The sequence below is a fragment of the Paenibacillus sp. J14 genome (assembly GCF_000518465.1).
Lineage (GTDB): Bacteria > Bacillota > Bacilli > Paenibacillales > Paenibacillaceae > Fontibacillus > Fontibacillus barengoltzii.
In genome coordinates, this window is the sequence record NZ_JADQ01000040.1 from 1 (window position 1) to 16,557 (window position 16,557).

16 protein-coding genes and 1 pseudogene are annotated in these 16,557 nt (G+C 51.7%); 4 read left to right on the forward strand and 13 right to left on the reverse strand.

The window, feature by feature from the left end; all coding sequences use genetic code 11:
* A pseudogene (locus M891_RS25575) lies at positions 1 to 183 on the forward strand (hypothetical protein); the annotation flags it as partial.
* A 582-nt stretch (positions 184 to 765) separates the two neighbouring features.
* Here the strand turns inward: M891_RS25575 and M891_RS0115075 are convergent.
* From M891_RS0115075 to M891_RS0115105, 7 genes are all read right to left on the reverse strand, one after another.
* Complete coding sequence (locus tag M891_RS0115075) at positions 766 to 1,203, reverse strand: hypothetical protein (protein ID WP_016311605.1); 438 nt, start codon at positions 1,201 to 1,203, stop codon at positions 766 to 768.
* A 267-nt stretch (positions 1,204 to 1,470) separates the two neighbouring features.
* The gene (locus M891_RS0115080; RefSeq protein ID WP_009225236.1) at positions 1,471 to 1,734 is read right to left on the reverse strand and encodes a YlbG family protein; all 264 of its coding nucleotides are present in this window, start codon (positions 1,732 to 1,734) and stop codon (positions 1,471 to 1,473) included.
* 75 nt (positions 1,735 to 1,809) lie between these two features.
* Positions 1,810 to 2,247, reverse strand: coding sequence for a YlbF family regulator (locus M891_RS0115085; protein ID WP_016311604.1), 438 nt, complete (start codon positions 2,245 to 2,247; stop codon positions 1,810 to 1,812).
* Positions 2,248 to 2,352: 105 nt separating this feature from the next.
* Complete coding sequence (locus M891_RS0115090) at positions 2,353 to 4,290, reverse strand: helicase-associated domain-containing protein (RefSeq protein WP_028539427.1); 1,938 nt, start codon at positions 4,288 to 4,290, stop codon at positions 2,353 to 2,355.
* A complete protein-coding gene (locus tag M891_RS0115095) occupies positions 4,287 to 5,978 on the reverse strand; it encodes a DNA repair helicase XPB (protein ID WP_028539428.1) in 1,692 nt (563 codons plus the stop codon). The genes M891_RS0115090 and M891_RS0115095 overlap by 4 nt, the downstream gene beginning before the upstream one ends.
* A gap of 98 nt (positions 5,979 to 6,076) precedes the next feature.
* Positions 6,077 to 6,499, reverse strand: a complete 423-nt coding sequence (locus M891_RS0115100; protein ID WP_028539429.1) for a CBS domain-containing protein — start codon at positions 6,497 to 6,499, stop codon at positions 6,077 to 6,079.
* Between the two features lie 45 nt (positions 6,500 to 6,544).
* Complete coding sequence (locus tag M891_RS0115105; protein ID WP_028539430.1) at positions 6,545 to 7,714, reverse strand: M20 family metallopeptidase; 1,170 nt, start codon at positions 7,712 to 7,714, stop codon at positions 6,545 to 6,547.
* 230 nt (positions 7,715 to 7,944) lie between these two features.
* Between M891_RS0115105 and M891_RS0115110 the strand changes: the two genes are divergently transcribed.
* Together M891_RS0115110 and ftsW are read left to right on the forward strand one after the other, a co-directional pair.
* On the forward strand, positions 7,945 to 8,286 hold the full coding sequence (locus M891_RS0115110; protein WP_009225230.1) for a YugN family protein: 342 nt from the start codon (positions 7,945 to 7,947) through the stop codon (positions 8,284 to 8,286).
* 11 nt (positions 8,287 to 8,297) lie between these two features.
* Positions 8,298 to 9,551: a putative lipid II flippase FtsW gene (gene ftsW / locus M891_RS0115115; protein ID WP_016311599.1), complete on the forward strand. Its 1,254-nt coding sequence runs from the start codon at positions 8,298 to 8,300 to the stop codon at positions 9,549 to 9,551.
* Positions 9,552 to 9,685: 134 nt separating this feature from the next.
* Here ftsW and M891_RS0115120 read toward each other — a convergent pair whose 3' ends face one another.
* The gene (locus M891_RS0115120) at positions 9,686 to 10,048 is read right to left on the reverse strand and encodes an Asp23/Gls24 family envelope stress response protein (protein WP_016311598.1); all 363 of its coding nucleotides are present in this window, start codon (positions 10,046 to 10,048) and stop codon (positions 9,686 to 9,688) included.
* Positions 10,049 to 10,186: 138 nt separating this feature from the next.
* Here M891_RS0115120 and cax point away from each other — a divergent pair, with 138 nt between their 5' ends.
* Positions 10,187 to 11,257, forward strand: a complete 1,071-nt coding sequence (gene cax / locus M891_RS0115125; RefSeq protein WP_028539431.1) for a calcium/proton exchanger — start codon at positions 10,187 to 10,189, stop codon at positions 11,255 to 11,257.
* A gap of 82 nt (positions 11,258 to 11,339) precedes the next feature.
* Here the strand turns inward: cax and M891_RS0115130 are convergent, their stop codons facing one another.
* The 5 genes from M891_RS0115130 to M891_RS0115150 all read right to left on the reverse strand — a co-directional run bounded on the left by M891_RS0115130 (position 11,340) and on the right by M891_RS0115150 (position 16,464).
* Positions 11,340 to 11,630 (reverse strand): YlaN family protein, encoded by a 291-nt coding sequence (locus M891_RS0115130; protein WP_009225226.1) that lies wholly within the window; start codon positions 11,628 to 11,630, stop codon positions 11,340 to 11,342.
* Between the two features lie 182 nt (positions 11,631 to 11,812).
* Positions 11,813 to 12,058 carry an HPr family phosphocarrier protein gene (locus M891_RS0115135; RefSeq protein ID WP_009225225.1) on the reverse strand — a complete coding sequence of 82 codons (246 nt, stop codon included), beginning with the start codon at positions 12,056 to 12,058 and terminating at the stop codon, positions 11,813 to 11,815.
* A gap of 82 nt (positions 12,059 to 12,140) precedes the next feature.
* Positions 12,141 to 13,256: an aminopeptidase gene (locus M891_RS0115140; RefSeq protein ID WP_016311595.1), complete on the reverse strand. Its 1,116-nt coding sequence runs from the start codon at positions 13,254 to 13,256 to the stop codon at positions 12,141 to 12,143.
* 159 nt (positions 13,257 to 13,415) lie between these two features.
* Positions 13,416 to 14,288, reverse strand: coding sequence for a hypothetical protein (locus M891_RS0115145; protein WP_028539432.1), 873 nt, complete (start codon positions 14,286 to 14,288; stop codon positions 13,416 to 13,418).
* Positions 14,289 to 14,469: 181 nt separating this feature from the next.
* Positions 14,470 to 16,464 carry a diguanylate cyclase gene (locus M891_RS0115150; protein WP_028539433.1) on the reverse strand — a complete coding sequence of 665 codons (1,995 nt, stop codon included), beginning with the start codon at positions 16,462 to 16,464 and terminating at the stop codon, positions 14,470 to 14,472.
* Between the last annotated feature and the right edge of the window lie 93 nt (positions 16,465 to 16,557).

Genomic DNA, 16,557 nt, shown 5'->3' on the forward strand with positions numbered 1-16,557 from the left:
GGAATAACGCATTTGCAGGCGTATTTGAATGAGTACACCGTCCGCCGTTACCTGCGCATGACTTGTTCCGAGGAAGAGATGCGCCAAAACCTGCTGCAGATGTGCTCGTCCATTCCTGCGATCTCTTACGACCAGTTAGTTACACATCGACAAAAACACCCGTCCATTGCAACAGCGGCTTAATTCACTGCGCCTGCGCTCTCTTACCGTCAGTTAATCTCAAGTCGTGGGATCTCACCAGTTGCGGATGCGGCTTAATCGAGAGGGATTTCGAGCACTCCATATTTAGTGAGTTGTCCTTATGTATTTATTTAGACACCCGTATTTATCGAGTCAGCCATATTTTTGCAAAACCACTTAATTGCCTTTTTGAAACGTACTGATCAGCTCCTTGCAACTATTTTCATGACTTTATCGCTTTCTTAACTTCTGAGCATTTTCGATCCCCAGTTTTCACTTACTCCAACACCTGACGTAACGGGATAATGGTGTAAAAGGAGTGGGAGACTACAATAATTCTGCCCGTCACCACACCCTATCCCCTCACACCCCTACACAAGCGTAGACGTGAGTAACGTCAGGGAACGAAAGAGGGCGTATTCAAGTTGCAGAAAAATCAGTGAAATCGGATTTGACACAACAGGCTAAAATGTCAAAAGAAGCAGACCGGTTAACGGCTGCTTCTTTCCAGATCGTTCTTTGTTTTCGCTTTCATCTTCATTTTCGTTTTCAGCCTTGTTTTTGTCTGTCCTATTCCCGCAGCTCTTAGCGGCGCTTGCGACTGTTCTTCATCAGCGTCATTCGCCGGGAATGGCGAAGCCAGGAATAATAAGATTTTAGATCACGTAATTCAATGGTTTCCGACATCCGTCCAAGAAAGGTAACGATGATCATGCGGTGCATCGGGCGTCCGGCAAGGTCGAACTCGCCGGGAATTTCCGCAAATTCGGCCACCATCACAAGATCGTCATCAACTAAATAGACGTCCTCTTCTTTGCGATAATATGGCGTAATGCGTCCCTGCTTTAAACATTCCCAAGCCCATCCGGCAATCTGTTCAAACCCGACATTATCCCGATCAATTCTGTCCTGGTATCGGAGCTTGGCATGGTTCGTTACTACGATATCGGCAACTCTCTTGTCCCCTAGTTGAATATAGAAGGATTCATAGGTTCTCCAGCGTTCCGTTGCCTTGTCTCTCATGCCGCACCTCGCATTTTATAGGTCTTTATGGATAGAAAAGTAGGTCATTTGCCAATAATTAGGACTTTTTAACTATGCTCTTTTACCTATTATATTACAACAATCCCTAATTTTCTACAAGATTTAAGTATTTTTTGCCAAGAAAAAACGGGTCGATAGAACTATATTTAGCGCAAAAAAATCTGCAAGAGTTCAAACGCAAAAAAGCCGCGCAACGGTTGCTCGCTGCGCGGCTTTTTGCATTCGGAATCGCTTGATCTACTTCAATTAGAGTCCGTAGAAGCGGGTTTTGTCCGGGACGTCCTTGCTGTATTCGGTTTTGATTTCCCCACGGTAAGACCGCTCGATTTTGCGAACATAAGATAACTTACGGATATTGCGCATCGTCTCTTCCGCTCGATCTGCATTCACATACATCACCACGTAATGCATGCGGCGGGATAGATAATGCACGCTTCCGTATTTTTCTAAGTTCCTAGCCGCTTTCAAGTCACTCACCCATATGATATATCCTGTACGCTCCGGAAACATGACTTTCCCCTCCCGTGGCTTAACTACCTGGAAATTCCGGTAACAATGATCCGGAATGATCGGCTGCTTACTCGCTTAGCCGCAACCGCAGCTTCCACCAGCGCCGCATCCGCCTTTTGGATTCGGATCATTGCTCGGCACCTTGATCGTATCGGAAACGGCATGTGCTATCATTTCCGACATCTGGTGAAGGATATCGTCGAGCTCGTTCTCAGCAGCTTTAAACTTCCGAACTGCCTCGAAACGCTCTAACTCTCGCTCCACCTCGGCCACTTTCTCCTTGGCTTCGTGATAATTTGGATGGTAATGTCCGAAGCGTTCGGTTTCCCGGAACAGCTCCTTCTGAGCTTCCAGCTTCTTGACCCATGCCTGAATTTCGCTATCTTCTTCCACGCGCTTTTTCCAATACAAATATTCGGATACAGCGGCGGATTGGTTTATCATATCGCCCAATTCATAGGCGTTGATCAGCACTTCGGCCATGTCGACCGTATTCTTCGCGACTACGCTCATGAATTTTCATCTCGCTTTTGCGGTTAATGTTCCACCCAATAGGTAGACGTCACTATCATACCACAATCCTTTAGCGAGCAGAAGAGGTTCATCCTTCCTTGACTCTCATTTGCGTATGCCTGCTGGGAGAATTAGGCGAATCGCTTGCCAATCTCGGGGAGACAGCTGCACTTCCTTGTCTGAGGTGTCCTTCTCCTGAGCCGCTGATGACGGAACCTGCCGCACTCTGACAAGCCAATCCGATTCGCCCTCCACGATGGCCAGCGGCACGCAAACCACGGTATCTCCGCCGATCTGCAGCATGAGCTTGGCAGACCAGGCCAAAGCTCGTTCGACCAGTTCACGGGCGGTCGAAGCGTGATAACGCCGTAATTCCTTCCACCACATGACAGGGATCTCCGATAAACCCGGGAACAGCTCGTCTACATCTGGCGGGCGGGTTTCCTGCTCATAAAAGTGCAGATCTGCTCCTTTATAAATCCAACCTTGCCCCTTCTGCACGATCTGCTCCTTGTCATTTGACCGGGTGACCTCTATTTCCGTAAGCTTCGGAAGCACCGGATCATCAGGGACAGAAGTGCCCCGTTGAGCCGGGGCCAATCGCTCACTATCCAGAATCTTAATCACTTCTGCTTCGCTCTCCGACGTTACAAGAAAATGAAGGGGACCAATTCGCTCCAGCTTGCCGGCCAGCGATGCCAAGTCGGCAATACGATCCGCAGCTTCCGAATCTGCACAGCTGAGCAGCTTCACTTCGGTAAGCGTCGTGCGGCCGATTTCCCGCCCCCATTGGAGCAAGCTGTCTCGAACAGGCGCCGGCACTCCGGCGGAATGCTCCTCCAGCAACTGCAAGATCTCCTGCGGCGTACGCCCCAACCGACCGGCCTGCTCCAGACCTGCACGCGTCAGACGATATACGCTCATCATGCCGGACGAAGCCAGTTCCGCGCAAAACTCCAGCTCAAACCGGACCGTAAACGGCACGTCCGGCGGAACCAACAGCTCAAAATCCGGCTGCACGATAAGCTTCTCCTTCACCGAGGGGGAGGACTGAGGTGAAGGGAGAACCTCAGGCGAAGAAGTCTCCCGGTCAATCAGCCAACGGAACATCAGGCCATCCTCTGGATGGCGGCCAAGCTCCATCCAGCCGAAGCCGCATAAAGCTTCAAGCCAACCCTCGGTCCAAGCAGCGCGCTCCGGCGACAGGTCGCCTCCCCCAGCTCCCAGCAACCCCTGATCTTGGAGCGAACCAAGCAGTTCCTCCACCGAATACCAGACGCCGCGTTTCAAATCCGGTGCCGTGAGTCGTAATGCGACATGCTGCAGTCCGACGTCCGCCGGAACATAGCGCTGTAGTATCTCGCGCAATAGGACGAAGTTCATTGCGGGGACGTCCAAGGACAGCCAGGCAGCCATTCCCGGTACATCCGTCCGCCAAACGGCCCTCTCCTTGGCGATCAATCCTAGCGCCAGCAGCAGATCCATAACGACCGCTAACGCCGGAGAATAAACGTCGGGGTGTGGATAGTTAAGCTGCAGACCTGCGATATCTTCGGCTTTCAGTACAATTCGATCTTCCAGCTTACTGCGTTCCTTCTGATGGATAGTCCCTTTCGCCGTCATCCGCAATCCATTGCCCGCAATCCAAGTCAAAGCGCGGAATAAATCTAAAGCCAATCCAGATTTGGCCTCTCGTTCAAGTTCCACACGCGCCGGGTTCTGCTCCCGCAGTTCCGTATAACCCCATGTCTTCCACAGGTCTAGCTGACGGTCCAGCGGAATGTAATACAGCTTCTCTCCCCAAGCTTTGCGAACCGCCGCGATCTCCCCGGAGCGCAGGAGTACCGGCAATGCAGCACGAACGTCAGCCCCACTCATGCTGCCAGCCGCGGCGACGTTCGCCTGCTCCAGCCGAAACGGCTGTCCTGCGTAACGCCAAAACAGAAGTCGGAGCGCCTCGATCTCCACTTCGTTTAAATGACCTCGAACCGGCTCATCTACCAAAGAACCTTCGTACGCCGGCATTTCTGACCGACCGCTCATGCTTCGATCCCCTCCTGCTCACGCCGCACGGCATACTCATACCCTTGCTCCAACAAAAACAACTGCCTCCGGAGCGCAAATTCTTGTTCACGAGTATTCTCCGACACGAGAGTATAAAAGTAAGCTCTACCCCCGTCTCGCTTCGGCCGCAGAATTCGACCGAGGCGCTGCGCCTCCTCTTGACGCGAACCAAAGCTGCCGGAGATTTGAATCGCCACCGACGCATCCGGCAAATCCACCGCAAAATTAGCTACTTTAGATACGGCCAGGACCGGAATTTCCCCTTCGCGGAATGCCTGAAACAATCGGCTTCGTTCCGCCTGAGGCGTACTTCCGGTTATGAGCGGAACATGGAGTTCTGCGGCGATGCTTTGCAGCTGATCTAAATATTGACCGATAATAAGCACCTGACGATCTCGATGCCGGTCCAGCAAGCGCCGCACGATCTCGTTCTTATACGGGTTCTCCGCGGCGATTCGAAACTTCTCCCGCCCTTCTGCGCGGGCGTATTGATTCTGTTGCGGTTCGGGCATCGTTACCCGGATCTCTTGACAATCGACCTGGGCGATAAAACCGCTCTCTTCCAGCGCTCTCCACGGGACATCATACCGTTTGGGTCCGATCAAGGAGAAGACGTCCCGCTCGCAACCGTCCTCACGAACTAGGGTGGCGGTCAGCCCCAACCGACGGGTCGCCTGAATATCAGCGGTTGCACGGAAAATCGGTGCCGGAAGGAGATGAACTTCATCGTAAATAATCAGTCCCCAATCCCGTTCTTGGAACAAGGACATATGCTTGAAGTCGTCTTCTTTTCGAGCTCGATGAGTCAAGATTTGATAGGTTGAAACCGTCACCGGCTTGACTTGCTTTTTCTCTCCCGAATACTCTCCAACCGCTTCCGGCGGTAAAGTCGTTTTCGAAGTAATTTCGGCGATCCATTGACGTACCGAGGTTACATTGGAGGTTAAAATCAGTGTCTCACACTGGAACCGTTCCATGGCAGCTAGGCCTACTACGGTCTTCCCTGCCCCACAAGGAAGTACGACGACCCCGCTACCGCCTTCGCCTGCTTTACCGGCAAATGCAGCGACTGCTTCCTGTTGGTACGGTCTAAGTCGAAACGGCCTTCCTCCTTCCAGTTCCTCTCGAAGCGCAAACTTCAGATTGCGGCCTTGGTGATAGCCCGCTTCATCCACGACAGGATAACCCAGCCGGGCAAGCTCCCGTTTTAAACTGCCGCGCGAAGCCGCCGAAAGAAGCAGATGATGCTTGTCCACCAAATTCCAGGTCCCTGCAGGTAAATCCAGTTGTCGGGATAAACGCTCCAGAAACTCTTCTTCCGCTCCAACATACTCCAGTTCCAATCGCTCCGCTTCATCTGGAACCGGGCGCAGCTTCAACTGTCCGAACCTTCCCATCCAGTTACGAATGTCCCCGGCTGCGCCGCTCGGCAGTCCATATCGGGCCATGGCCCTAAGCTCTTGCAGCACTCGGTCTGCGTCGATCCCGCAGGAAGCCGCATGCCACAAAGTGAGCGGAGTGATTCGATATGTATGATAATAAGCCGGGCTCTTCACCAACTCGGCATAATGGGACAACTGTTCCCGCGCCGTTTCGAAGCCGGGATGCTCCTTCTCCAGCAGCACCGTCAAATCTCGCTGAACGATACATGCTCCCGTTTCTATCATCGGTTATGCCCTCCTTTAGATCAGCCTCTTGCAACCAGCAAAAAGAGAAGTCCGCCGCCAAGGCTGCGAACCTCTCCCGCTTGCTACCTCTTTCGTCATTAATGGACCTGCTCCGAGATTTCAGACAGAGCCTCCCCGGCGTTGTCGGCAAAAATATTACGCACCGCCAAATCGCCAAGCGATACGATCCCGATCAAACGGTCCCCTTCGCATACCGGGAGCCGGCGGATTTGCTGCTCGGCCATCAGTTCTGCGGCCTCGTCTACCGACATCTCTTGGGTAGCGGTCTTGATCCCTTTGGTCATCACTTCGGTAACCGCCGTCGAGCCGGGACGCTTCTCGGCGATTCCACGGATCACCAAATCCCGGTCTGTGATGACGCCAATCAGCTTATCTCCGCCTTCCACTACCGGAATGAAGCCCGTGTCGTTCTCTTTCATTTTCACCGCTACTTCATATACATTATCCTGCGGCGACACAGTAACGACGTTCTTCGTCATAATCTCGCTGACTTTTCTCAACATAAATCCCTCCTTTGGACATAGGGTTCCAAAGTGGGAAGCCGATTATGCGCGGTCGTTCTGATAGGATTCCGCCATCGCCGCCAGCAGCCCCGCCGCATGCAGCATCGCATCTTCGTCAATATCGAATTTGGGATGATGATGCGGATACATCGCGCCTTTGCCGGGATTGCCCGCCCCAACAAACATGAAGCAGCCTGGGACTTGCTGCAAATAATAGGCAAAATCCTCCGCCGGCATGATCTTCGGCGACAACTCAGCCCGCAGTCCGAACACCTCCGGAGCTACTTTCCGAAAACGTTCGTATTCCCCTTCATCGTTCACTAAACTTGGGTACCCCATCATATAGTTGATCTGCGCCTTTGCGCCGTAAGCTTCCGCCGTGTTCTGGGCTAACGCATGAATCCGTTCGCGGATGAGCTCCCGCGTCTCCTCACGGAAGCAGCGGACCGTGCCGGACAGTCTGCAGCGGTCGGCGATGATGTTCTGCGCCGTCCCGCCTTGGATCGAGCCGATCGTCACCACGGCCGGGTCCAGCGGATCCACCGAGCGGCTCACCACGCTTTGCAGCTGCAGCACAAGGGCCGAAGCGGCCACCACGCTGTCCACCGTTTTATGCGGCATGCCGCCATGCCCGCCGCGCCCCTGCACATCGATGAAGAACTCGTCGGTCGAAGCCATCAGCGGCCCCGGCGCACTCGCTACCGTGCCGACTGGAATCGGTGTCCACAGGTGTACCCCGTAAATGACGTCTACCCCGTCCAGCGCACCTTCCTCGATCATCGACTTGGCCCCTCCCGGGCATACCTCTTCGGCCGGCTGGAAGATTAGGCGGATCTCCCCGCGCAGCTTCGCTTTTGTGCAGCTGTAATATTCCGCGAGTGCCAGTAGTGTAGCGGTGTGGCCGTCATGACCGCAGGCGTGCATCACGCCGGGGTGCTGAGAAGCGTACTCGCATGTTTTTTCGTCCTGGATCGGCAGTGCGTCCATATCCGCCCGAAGCGCCACCGTTTTGCCAGGAAGCTCTCCCCGGATGCGGGCTACAAGGCCAAACCCGCCGACATTAGTGGTCGTTTCGATCCCCAGCTCCCGTAACTTATCGGCAATCAGCGCCGAGGTCTCCTTTTCCATGAAGGAAAGCTCTGGATAGCGGTGAAAATAACGCCGCCGCTCCACCATGGATGGAAACAAATCGCTTAACAGCTTCTCCTCCATCGTCCCACTCCTCTTTCCACGATCTCGTTTAGCTTATTGTAGCAGAAAATGGGTGACTCGTTCAGATTTACATTAAGGAAAGGCGCCGATTTGCGAGGTTTTCCCATGCTTGCACAACCGATGGAAACATAATATCATGGGGATAAGTGTGATAACTTTGATGAAAAAAGTTCACATTTAAATCGAACCGTGAACTTTGGATCAATATTTTGAAGGGGGCACTCTTTACAATGATCGTAGAAAATACCGGATTGGACGGACTGCAAAGCGATTTGGCATACTTAGACGAAGCTGCGGAGAAGGTAGGCTTCATCCGTTGGCAATGGGAATATTACCGCGCTACATACGATTATAAAATCGAATATAATAACAGCGACTATTACCTCCGCATCAATACGCGGGTAGTCGAAGGCAAACTGGAACGTCCAGACACGGTACTGGCCATCGAAGCGGTCTATATGGGGCGGGCCACTTTTCCGCACGGCTTGGAGTATGAATCGGAGATTCCTGCGATGGTCATGAAGACCGCCAATCATAAGTTGACGGAATTAAAGGAACTTCTTGAGGCCTAATCGGTAACGCGATGAAAGAAGGCACAGAGAAACCAAGACGCGGAGCCCCCGATTTCCAATTGCTCATCTTAACCTTGCTGATGGCCGGTTTCGGAATCGTCATGGTGTTCAGCTCCAGCTCCAGCATCACGCTGGTTGATGCCAAATTTGGTTATGACCCGATGTATTTTACGAAACGGCAGATTATATTCGCCATAATCGGGTTAGTCGGCATGTTCGTGACGATGAATATCCCCTACGAGAAATATAAGAAGCTGTTTATCCCTGTGTTCATCCTGGCCATCATTATGCTGCTGCTCGTCCCGTTTATCGGCGGACGCATCAATGGCGCGACGAGTTGGTTCACGATCGGCACGCTCGGGATTCAACCAACGGAGCTGGCTAAAATCACGACGATTTTGTACCTATCGGCCCTCATTTCCAAGAAAGGCGAGCGGTTCCGGGATCTAAGAACCGGGTATATCCCGGTCATGGTCATCGTTGGCTTTGTCGCCGGCTTGATCATGCTCCAGCCTGACCTTGGCTCTTGTCTCATTCTTGTGGCTACCGCCGGGCTGATTATTTTCGCCGGCGGCGCGAATTTGAAGCACATTCTCGGTTCCATCGGGTTGCTCATCTTAGGTGCCAGCATTGTGCTGGGTGTCGAAGCATTGTGGGACAAGATCAATCCACCCGATCCCACCGTTGCTGCAAGCAGCGATTACCGGATGGGCCGGATCGAAGCCTTCCTCGACCCATGGCATGATACGCAAGGAACCGGCTACAACCTGATACAATCGCTCACTGCGATTGGCCATGGAGGACTAACCGGTACGGGATTTGGACAAGGCATTCAGAAGCTGCATTATTTGCCGAATGCGTATAACGATTTTATTTTCTCCGTCATTGGCGAAGAATTTGGATTTATCGGTACGTTGATCTTTTTACTGTTTTATATTTATTTCATATGGCGAGGACTGCTCGTGTCGCTGCGCTGCCAAAGCACCTTTGGCACGTTAGTTGGGGTTGGGATCATGGGCTTGATCGCCATCCAGGCGTTCGTGAATATCGGCGGCGTCACCAATACGATTCCGGTGACTGGTGTTACCTTGCCCTTCATCAGCTACGGCGGCTCTTCGTTGCTTGTGATGATGGTCTCGATGGGCATCGTGCTTAGCATTTCGCGGGAATCTTCTCTGCCGATGAAGCAGGAGCGCACGAAATCGGTGATCATTCGCGAACCAACGCCGTTCGAACTGCGCAGAGAAGCCCGGCGCGGCTTATAATTTAAAGCTAATAAAAGAAGACTACGGAGGGATTCTCCGTAGTCTTCTTTATGCTTAAGCATATGCCAGCAATCCGGTCATTCGAGGCCGAAAGCGAAACTCAGGTATGCTGCAGAAGGTCAAGGAAGGGGCGATCAGATTTCATCGTCCTTAAACGCCACGCCCTCGACTTTTACATTCACTTCTACAATTTTAAGTCCTGTCATGCTCTCTACCGCTTCTCGAACATTTTGCTGAAGCATCCGGCAAACTTCGTGGATGGGGGTCTCATATAACACGATAATTCGCAGGTCGATTGCTGCCTCCAATTGACCTACTTCGACCGTGACGCCCTTTTGCACATTTTTGCCGCTTAACCGTTTAGCCCAACCTTCGGACAACCCACCGGACATCGCGGCGATCCCCGGTGTCTCTAGCGCAGCCATTCCGGCGATTTTGGCGACAACATCATCAGAAATCCGAATTAGCCCGTTATCCAACTGCAGTTGTTCGGTCATGGTCATTCCTCCTTCAACCTCATTAATTTCATTGTAAATCGGAAGTCGGATTAAAGCAAATGTAGACCTTTCGTCTAATTTTGAGTAAAATTGTTACGTTCAGTTTTTTGCCAAAAAATGACTAACTCGAGGTGTACCATGAAAAAGTTGATCTCACCTGCTTTGCTGCTGATTTTCTTTGCACTCAGCGCCATTGGTCATTACGCGCATTGGTCAGCAACGCTTGAATTTATCATCTCCGCGATCGCCGTCATCCTTGTGGCGGGCTTTCTCGGCCGGGCAACGGAGAGCGTCGCGCATTACGCGGGTCAACGGCTGGGCGGCTTCCTGAACGCTACCTTCGGGAATGCGGCCGAATTAATTATCGCCATCATGCTGGTCCGCGAAGGGTTGTTCGACATGGTGAAGGCCAGCATTACCGGGTCGATCATCGGCAACCTGCTGCTCGTGCTTGGACTTAGCTTGTTTGCCGGAGGTTTAAAGCACAAGGTGCAAAAATATAACGTCACGTTAGCCGGCATGAACGGCTCGCTGATGATTGTAGCGATCATCGCCTTGTTCGTCCCAGCGATCTTCCTGCAAACCCATGTGCTGCATGAGGAGGATCGTTCCACGCTCAGTTTGGTTGTCGCTGGCGTACTTATTGTCGCCTATATCCTCTGGCTGATCTTCTCCATGATTACGCACAAGAATCATCTGGCAGATATCAGCGAGAAGGACGCAGAAGAGCTTCCGCATGAACATGCCCCCACCTGGTCCAAAGGGAAGTCGATTATATACCTGGTGATTGCTACTGTGATGGTTGCGTTCGTCAGCGAATGGTTGGTACATACGCTGGACACCCTGACCGCCGATTTCGGTCTGAGCGAGTTGTTCGTCGGGGCCTTCGTCGTTGCGATTGTCGGGAATGCCGCCGAGCACAGCGCGGCCATCATGCTGGCGATGAAGAACAAAATCGGGGCAGCTGTAGAAATCGCCGTAGGTTCCAGCTTGCAGATCGCTTTGTTCGTGGCTCCGGTGCTGATCTTCGTCAGCCATCTGTTTGGCAACCCGATGGATATCGTATTTACCGTCATCGAGCTAGCCGCGATTGGCGTCTCGGTGTTTATCGCCAAGTCCATCACGCAGGACGGCCAAACCAACTGGTTTGAAGGGGTGCTGCTGCTGGCAGTGTATATCATTCTCGGCGTCTCGTTTTATCTTGTATAACCTCCAACAACAAAAACAAGCGTATGTCTTCGGCAACTTCCGAAGCATACGCTTGTATTATTTCGCAGCAACAGCAAACGCCTTACTGTTGTCTATTGTTCATGGCTTCATACAGCGAGGCCAAGTTACGTTCCAATCTGCTGAGGATTTGTTTCCCTACCGTTTCTTGAATAAGTCCGACGCGAATCGCGTAATCTACTTGTCTGGAGAATCCATACATCTGGGTATCCAGCACTTCCTCATAGAGAGGGCAATAACGTGTGGCCAAGTTCTCCATCTGTACTTCGATCAGCTTCTCAATTTTATCTGCATCTTCTTTCAGAAGATTAAGTGCCTTCAGGTTTAGTTGCTCCTGCAACTCAGATGAAGTCATGCTTCTTCCCCCCTATGTCCAAAATCGCCTACCATTCATCTCTATTCTTAATATTAGACGAAATCGAGGGTCAATACAAGAACCTGCTTAAATTAACCTATCTATGAAAAACCGCTGAACACCGCTGTTCGCAGGCATTAAAAAACACCCCCAACCTAAGTTGGGAGTGTTTCTCATTGACATTAATCAGCAACAACTTTGACGTCCAACCCGTGTTTGGCAAACACTTCGGTTACGGCTTTCTTCGCTTCTTCCGCATCCGGTCCGTGAACGTGGAGCTCATAGCTCTTCGTATTTACGAGTGTGGTGAAGAGGCCGAGGATACTTTTTACATCAATGTACTTATTGTCCGCTTGGAGCACAATGGAAGACGTGAACTTGCCTGCTGTTTGGGCAATTTCGACTACCGCTTCATTGTTCGTGGCCATAGGATCCCTCCGTCTTTAACATTGGAAATAACATACTTCAATCATACATTGAATCCGCTTTCCTAGCAAGGAGGATTTCGGATTACTTCAGGTTTTCCGGGTTTAACCCCTCCAGCTCAGGCAGCACAAAAATGCCGTCCTTGCGGATCAACACATCGTCAAAATAAATTTCTCCGCCGCCGTAGTCCGGACGCTGGATCAACACAAGATCCCAGTGAATCGAGGAACGGTTGCCGTTGTCGGCCTCCTCATAAGCTTGACCTGGGGTAAAGTGAAGGCTGCCCGCAATTTTCTCGTCGAACAAGATATCCTTCATCGGATGCAAAATATAAGGGTTAAATCCGATCGCAAACTCCCCGATATATCTTGCCCCTTCGTCCGAATCCAGAATCTCGTTCATCCGTTTCGTGTCGTTGCTTGTAGCTTCAACGATCTTACCGTTCTCGAACCGGAATTTAATATTCTCAAACGTAATTCCGTTATACAGCGTTGCTGTATTGTAGCTGATCGTGCCGTTTACGGAATCGCGAACCGGAGCTGTATATACTTCCCCGTCCGGAATATTTTTCTGACCGGAGCATTTAACCGACGGAATATCTTTAATCGAGAAGGTCAGATCGGTGCCTGGGGCAACAATCCGGACTTTGTCCGTTCGGTTCATCAGATCGGCCAAGGCGTCTTGCGCCCGATCCATTTTGGCATAATCCAGGTTACATACGTCAAAATAGAAATCCTCGAACGCTTCCGTGCTCGTATTGGCCAATTGAGCCATGCTGGCATTCGGATAACGGAGAACCACCCATTTCGTACGTTTTACCCGTTGTTCGCTATGTACTGGGTGGGAATAAAGCGAATTGTACAGCTTCATTTTATCTTCGGGTACGTCGGACAGATCGTTGACGTTAGAACCCGCACGAATGCCGATGTAACAGTCCATCATTTCCATCCGTTTCAAATCGTATTCTGCCCACGTTTTGATGCCGTCTTCCGTAGCGTATTTTAACTGTGCACGTTGCACAGCGCGGTCCGTAATCTCGACGAAAGCGTTCCCGCCCTTCTTACCAACCTCTTCCACGACCGCTTTCAGCAAATCGCGTTCATCGCCAATCATTTCAACCAGGACGTTCTCTCCCGGTTGTACATTAACGGAATAACCAACTAGGTTTTCCGCCAGCTTCTGAATTCTAGGATCTCGCATCTGGCTTCACACTCTCCTCAATATTCGTTGTGGGATTTGGCATTTACAACCCGTGCCGGCCGTCCAAACACCCCGTTGGTTTAACCATTGGTTAATTCTTCTGCTTTATTGTAGCACGATAGGGTCGGAAAGTCAGCCTGACCTAGGAAGTCATTCCCCCTACTGATAACCCCCAAACCGGTTATCGGTTCGCAGCACCTCCCGCTGCGGCACACCTTTTGGGGACAAGTAATTTAGTGTGGTCTCTGAGGTCAGCCTGGAAGGGAATCCCGATTTGCGATCAATCGTCAAATGGTAGACGACGGTCGCTTTCATCTGCTCAAGCATGACAGATAACTGCTTGCTGCCCGTCGTCCAGATCTGCGATAACTCATCCCGCAGCTGCTCTTGCTGTGAAGCCGACACCTGTTCTAACTTCGCCAATCCTGCTTCACGCGTAAGCTCCATTTCCGACAGCAAGCGATCCTTTAGCCGAATGGTGGCCTCGGCCGGATCCATCTCGATTCGAAGGACCTTGGTCCCTCGTGCTGCGCCGCTTTCGGAAGTGATCTTTTTCTTAGCGGCCATTCGGATTTCCTCTAGTTGTTCCAGCGGGTTTAGACGAACCACCCCTTGCAGCAGCGCATTGTGGTCATCGGATTGCACCTGCCAGTTCCCGTGCTCTAACCGGAGCTTGGCTTCCCAGCCGTTCGGCTGTGCGAGCCCCGCCGTTTGCAGATGACCTGCTAGGTGACCTCCCCGTTGACTCACAGGTTCGCCTCGGATACTTAATTCTTTATGCTCTTGAAGACGTCCCGTATAACTGAAGCTCTCCTCCAGCCCTTGCCCATTTCCACGCTGCAGGGCGGCTAAGCCGCGAAAGGTCAACGTATCACAGCCCGCCAGTCCGGACCAGGTGAAGTCAAACCACTGCTCCGGCGTTCTCGCTTCGTTGATCCCGCATGACGCCAGGATTACCGTAACTAGCAGGCCGCCGATGACCTTCCCTAACCGATATTTATACGTAGGCCATCTCCGTGATATCCCCTTCATACGCAAGCCCCCGCCTGAAAAAAATAAACCGGTTCTCCACCGGAGCATTCCTTATGCTAGTTCTAGCAGTATCCTGCCACGGGGACGGTCGCTCTATTCGCAGGTTCGTCCGATGATCCAAAAAAGAACGCTCCCGCCGTCCATAAATCCGGCGTAGAGCGTTCTCTACCAATTACACCATTTACAAGGAAGGGGCGTCTTCTCTGGAGCCGATTTGCGTCTGGTTCCGCCCATTGTTCTTCGCTTTATACAGTGCCATATCCGCCACATAGAACAGTGACTCCACACTAAGCTTCTCATCGTCTTTTCCCCACTCAGCGATCCCGCATGAGACGGTCACCGGCGGATCGGTATCCATCGCGACACGCAACCGGATCGTTTCTGCGATTTCGTAGCTGTTCTCTGCGCTCGCACCGGGCAGGTACACGGCCAACTCTTCGCCCCCCCAACGGGCGGCGATATCGGTCTTGCGGATCGAGTTCTTGACGATGGAGCACACCTGCTTCAGGATTTTGTCCCCAGTTTGGTGCCCAAACGTGTCATTGACCTGCTTAAACTGATCGATATCTACGATGATTAAGGAACCGTTCGCGTCTCTTTTCTGAAATTCCTTAATCGCATCATCAACATAATGGCGGGCATAAAGCCCCGTCAGCATATCCCGATTCGCCATCCGGCGTACCTCCGCATGCAACGACGCGTTGGCAATGGCCAGCCCGATATGGGAGGATAGGACCTGCAGCAGCTTATAATTATCATAGGAGAAGAAGCGTGGCTTGCGGTGAGCCAGCATAATGACCCCGATCACTTCACCCCGGACGAATAAAGGTGCAGTGATCAGCGAGCGGGAGTTCGTCTCCTCCATAAATCTTGAGGTTACCTTCCCGTAGGCTTGGAAGTCCGACAAGATGATCGGTTCCTGCGTGGAATAGACCAGCCCGCTGAATCCATAGGTCATCGAAAAATGCTCTTTCGACAGCCCCGGCACGTTGCAAGACATAATCTCAAACGTTTCTGTATGTTTGTTGACTTGAGAAATGCAGCAATATTCCGCTTGGAAGATCGATAGAAGCTCTTCGGTTGCAAATTGGAATACTTCCTTGAGCCGCAAACTTTGATTCAGTCGTTTCGTTAGTTCGTTAATCAACCTCAGCTCGTTAATTAGCAAGTTTGACTGTTCATACAGCTTCGCATTCTCAAATGCAGTGCCGGCCGTATCGGCCAACATGCTGATCAGCTGTAAATCCACATCATCGATCTCTTCCCGTTCGATTTGCAAATGGAAAACCCCGTACACCCCTTGTTTTCCGCTGAGAGGTACGGCGATTTCCAAACTGCTCTCGCCATCTCCCGTTGAGTCTATGATGTTCCTAGTTTGCATGCGCCCCTCCATGAATGCCCTCACGAGCAGTTCATCGCCTTGTCCAAGCAATTGAAATGATTTAACTCGCGGATCGAAGCTTACATGGTCCTGGGACATCAGCAACTCCAGACGGGCATTCGGATACATGTTGGACACCCGCTCGAACACCTCGGTCAGCACCGAATCTACGTCGATCTTATCATGAAGCTTCTGCACCATTTGAAACAGCTTGGAACGGCGCTGCTCCTCCCGTTTGGCTTGCTGTTGGATGCGCACCAAATCCGTAATGAACATGCCCTCAAAGCAACGATAAAAACAAGTTTGATACAGCCGAGCTGTCATCTTGGCAAACAAGAGCGCCTCTGATGTACAGCTCTCACGCATGAGACAGCCAATCATCGCAAACAACTCGCCATGAATGCGCGTATGCACCGGTACTGCCGCATAAACGCCGTCGGCTTTCTGGACTGCGATGGCTTTGCGTTCACACAGGCTCTCCTTGATGACCTCTTCCATTCCGCTAGGCCAGGAACGTTCCAGCAGCTGCCGCGGGTTTAGTGAATCGATTAGCAGCTTCTCGCCGCAGCTATCGGCAAGGAAGACATCGACCTCGCCGAGTTCCGGCATATCGGAAATCTGCTTGCGCCATTCTGCGAAGGCCTGTTTTAATATAGAATCAATATAAGGAAAATCGTGGACGGTAATATCGAGCTGCCGCAACCAATCTGTATGTTCGTTAAGATCATCAAGCCGCGGCAGGCCGGAAACGTTGTTCAGGTTCAGCATCGGCTGACCCAAGGATTGATCGGCCATAAAAATGCTCCTTTATATGTTACGTTGGAATTGTACCTCTCGACTGCAATAAATATTAAACGGACAAGCTCTTGCCCTCTGGAGTTCAAGCTT

What these genes read in the sequence shown, in the direction of transcription:
- M891_RS0115075 (WP_016311605.1), bottom strand. Translation starts at nt 1,203, where the DNA reads ATGAGAGACAAGGCAACGGAACGCTGGAGAACCTATGAATCCTTCTAT.
- M891_RS0115080 (WP_009225236.1), bottom strand. Translation starts at nt 1,734, where the DNA reads ATGTTTCCGGAGCGTACAGGATATATCATATGGGTGAGTGACTTGAAA.
- M891_RS0115085 (WP_016311604.1), bottom strand. Translation starts at nt 2,247, where the DNA reads ATGAGCGTAGTCGCGAAGAATACGGTCGACATGGCCGAAGTGCTGATC.
- M891_RS0115090 (WP_028539427.1), bottom strand. Translation starts at nt 4,290, where the DNA reads ATGAGCGGTCGGTCAGAAATGCCGGCGTACGAAGGTTCTTTGGTAGAT.
- M891_RS0115095 (WP_028539428.1), bottom strand. Translation starts at nt 5,978, where the DNA reads ATGATAGAAACGGGAGCATGTATCGTTCAGCGAGATTTGACGGTGCTG.
- M891_RS0115105 (WP_028539430.1), bottom strand. Translation starts at nt 7,714, where the DNA reads ATGGAGGAGAAGCTGTTAAGCGATTTGTTTCCATCCATGGTGGAGCGG.
- M891_RS0115110 (WP_009225230.1), top strand. Translation starts at nt 7,945, where the DNA reads ATGATCGTAGAAAATACCGGATTGGACGGACTGCAAAGCGATTTGGCA.
- ftsW (WP_016311599.1), top strand. Translation starts at nt 8,298, where the DNA reads ATGAAAGAAGGCACAGAGAAACCAAGACGCGGAGCCCCCGATTTCCAA.
- M891_RS0115120 (WP_016311598.1), bottom strand. Translation starts at nt 10,048, where the DNA reads ATGACCGAACAACTGCAGTTGGATAACGGGCTAATTCGGATTTCTGAT.
- cax (WP_028539431.1), top strand. Translation starts at nt 10,187, where the DNA reads ATGAAAAAGTTGATCTCACCTGCTTTGCTGCTGATTTTCTTTGCACTC.
- M891_RS0115130 (WP_009225226.1), bottom strand. Translation starts at nt 11,630, where the DNA reads ATGACTTCATCTGAGTTGCAGGAGCAACTAAACCTGAAGGCACTTAAT.
- M891_RS0115135 (WP_009225225.1), bottom strand. Translation starts at nt 12,058, where the DNA reads ATGGCCACGAACAATGAAGCGGTAGTCGAAATTGCCCAAACAGCAGGC.
- M891_RS0115140 (WP_016311595.1), bottom strand. Translation starts at nt 13,256, where the DNA reads ATGCGAGATCCTAGAATTCAGAAGCTGGCGGAAAACCTAGTTGGTTAT.
- M891_RS0115145 (WP_028539432.1), bottom strand. Translation starts at nt 14,288, where the DNA reads ATGAAGGGGATATCACGGAGATGGCCTACGTATAAATATCGGTTAGGG.
- M891_RS0115150 (WP_028539433.1), bottom strand. Translation starts at nt 16,464, where the DNA reads ATGGCCGATCAATCCTTGGGTCAGCCGATGCTGAACCTGAACAACGTT.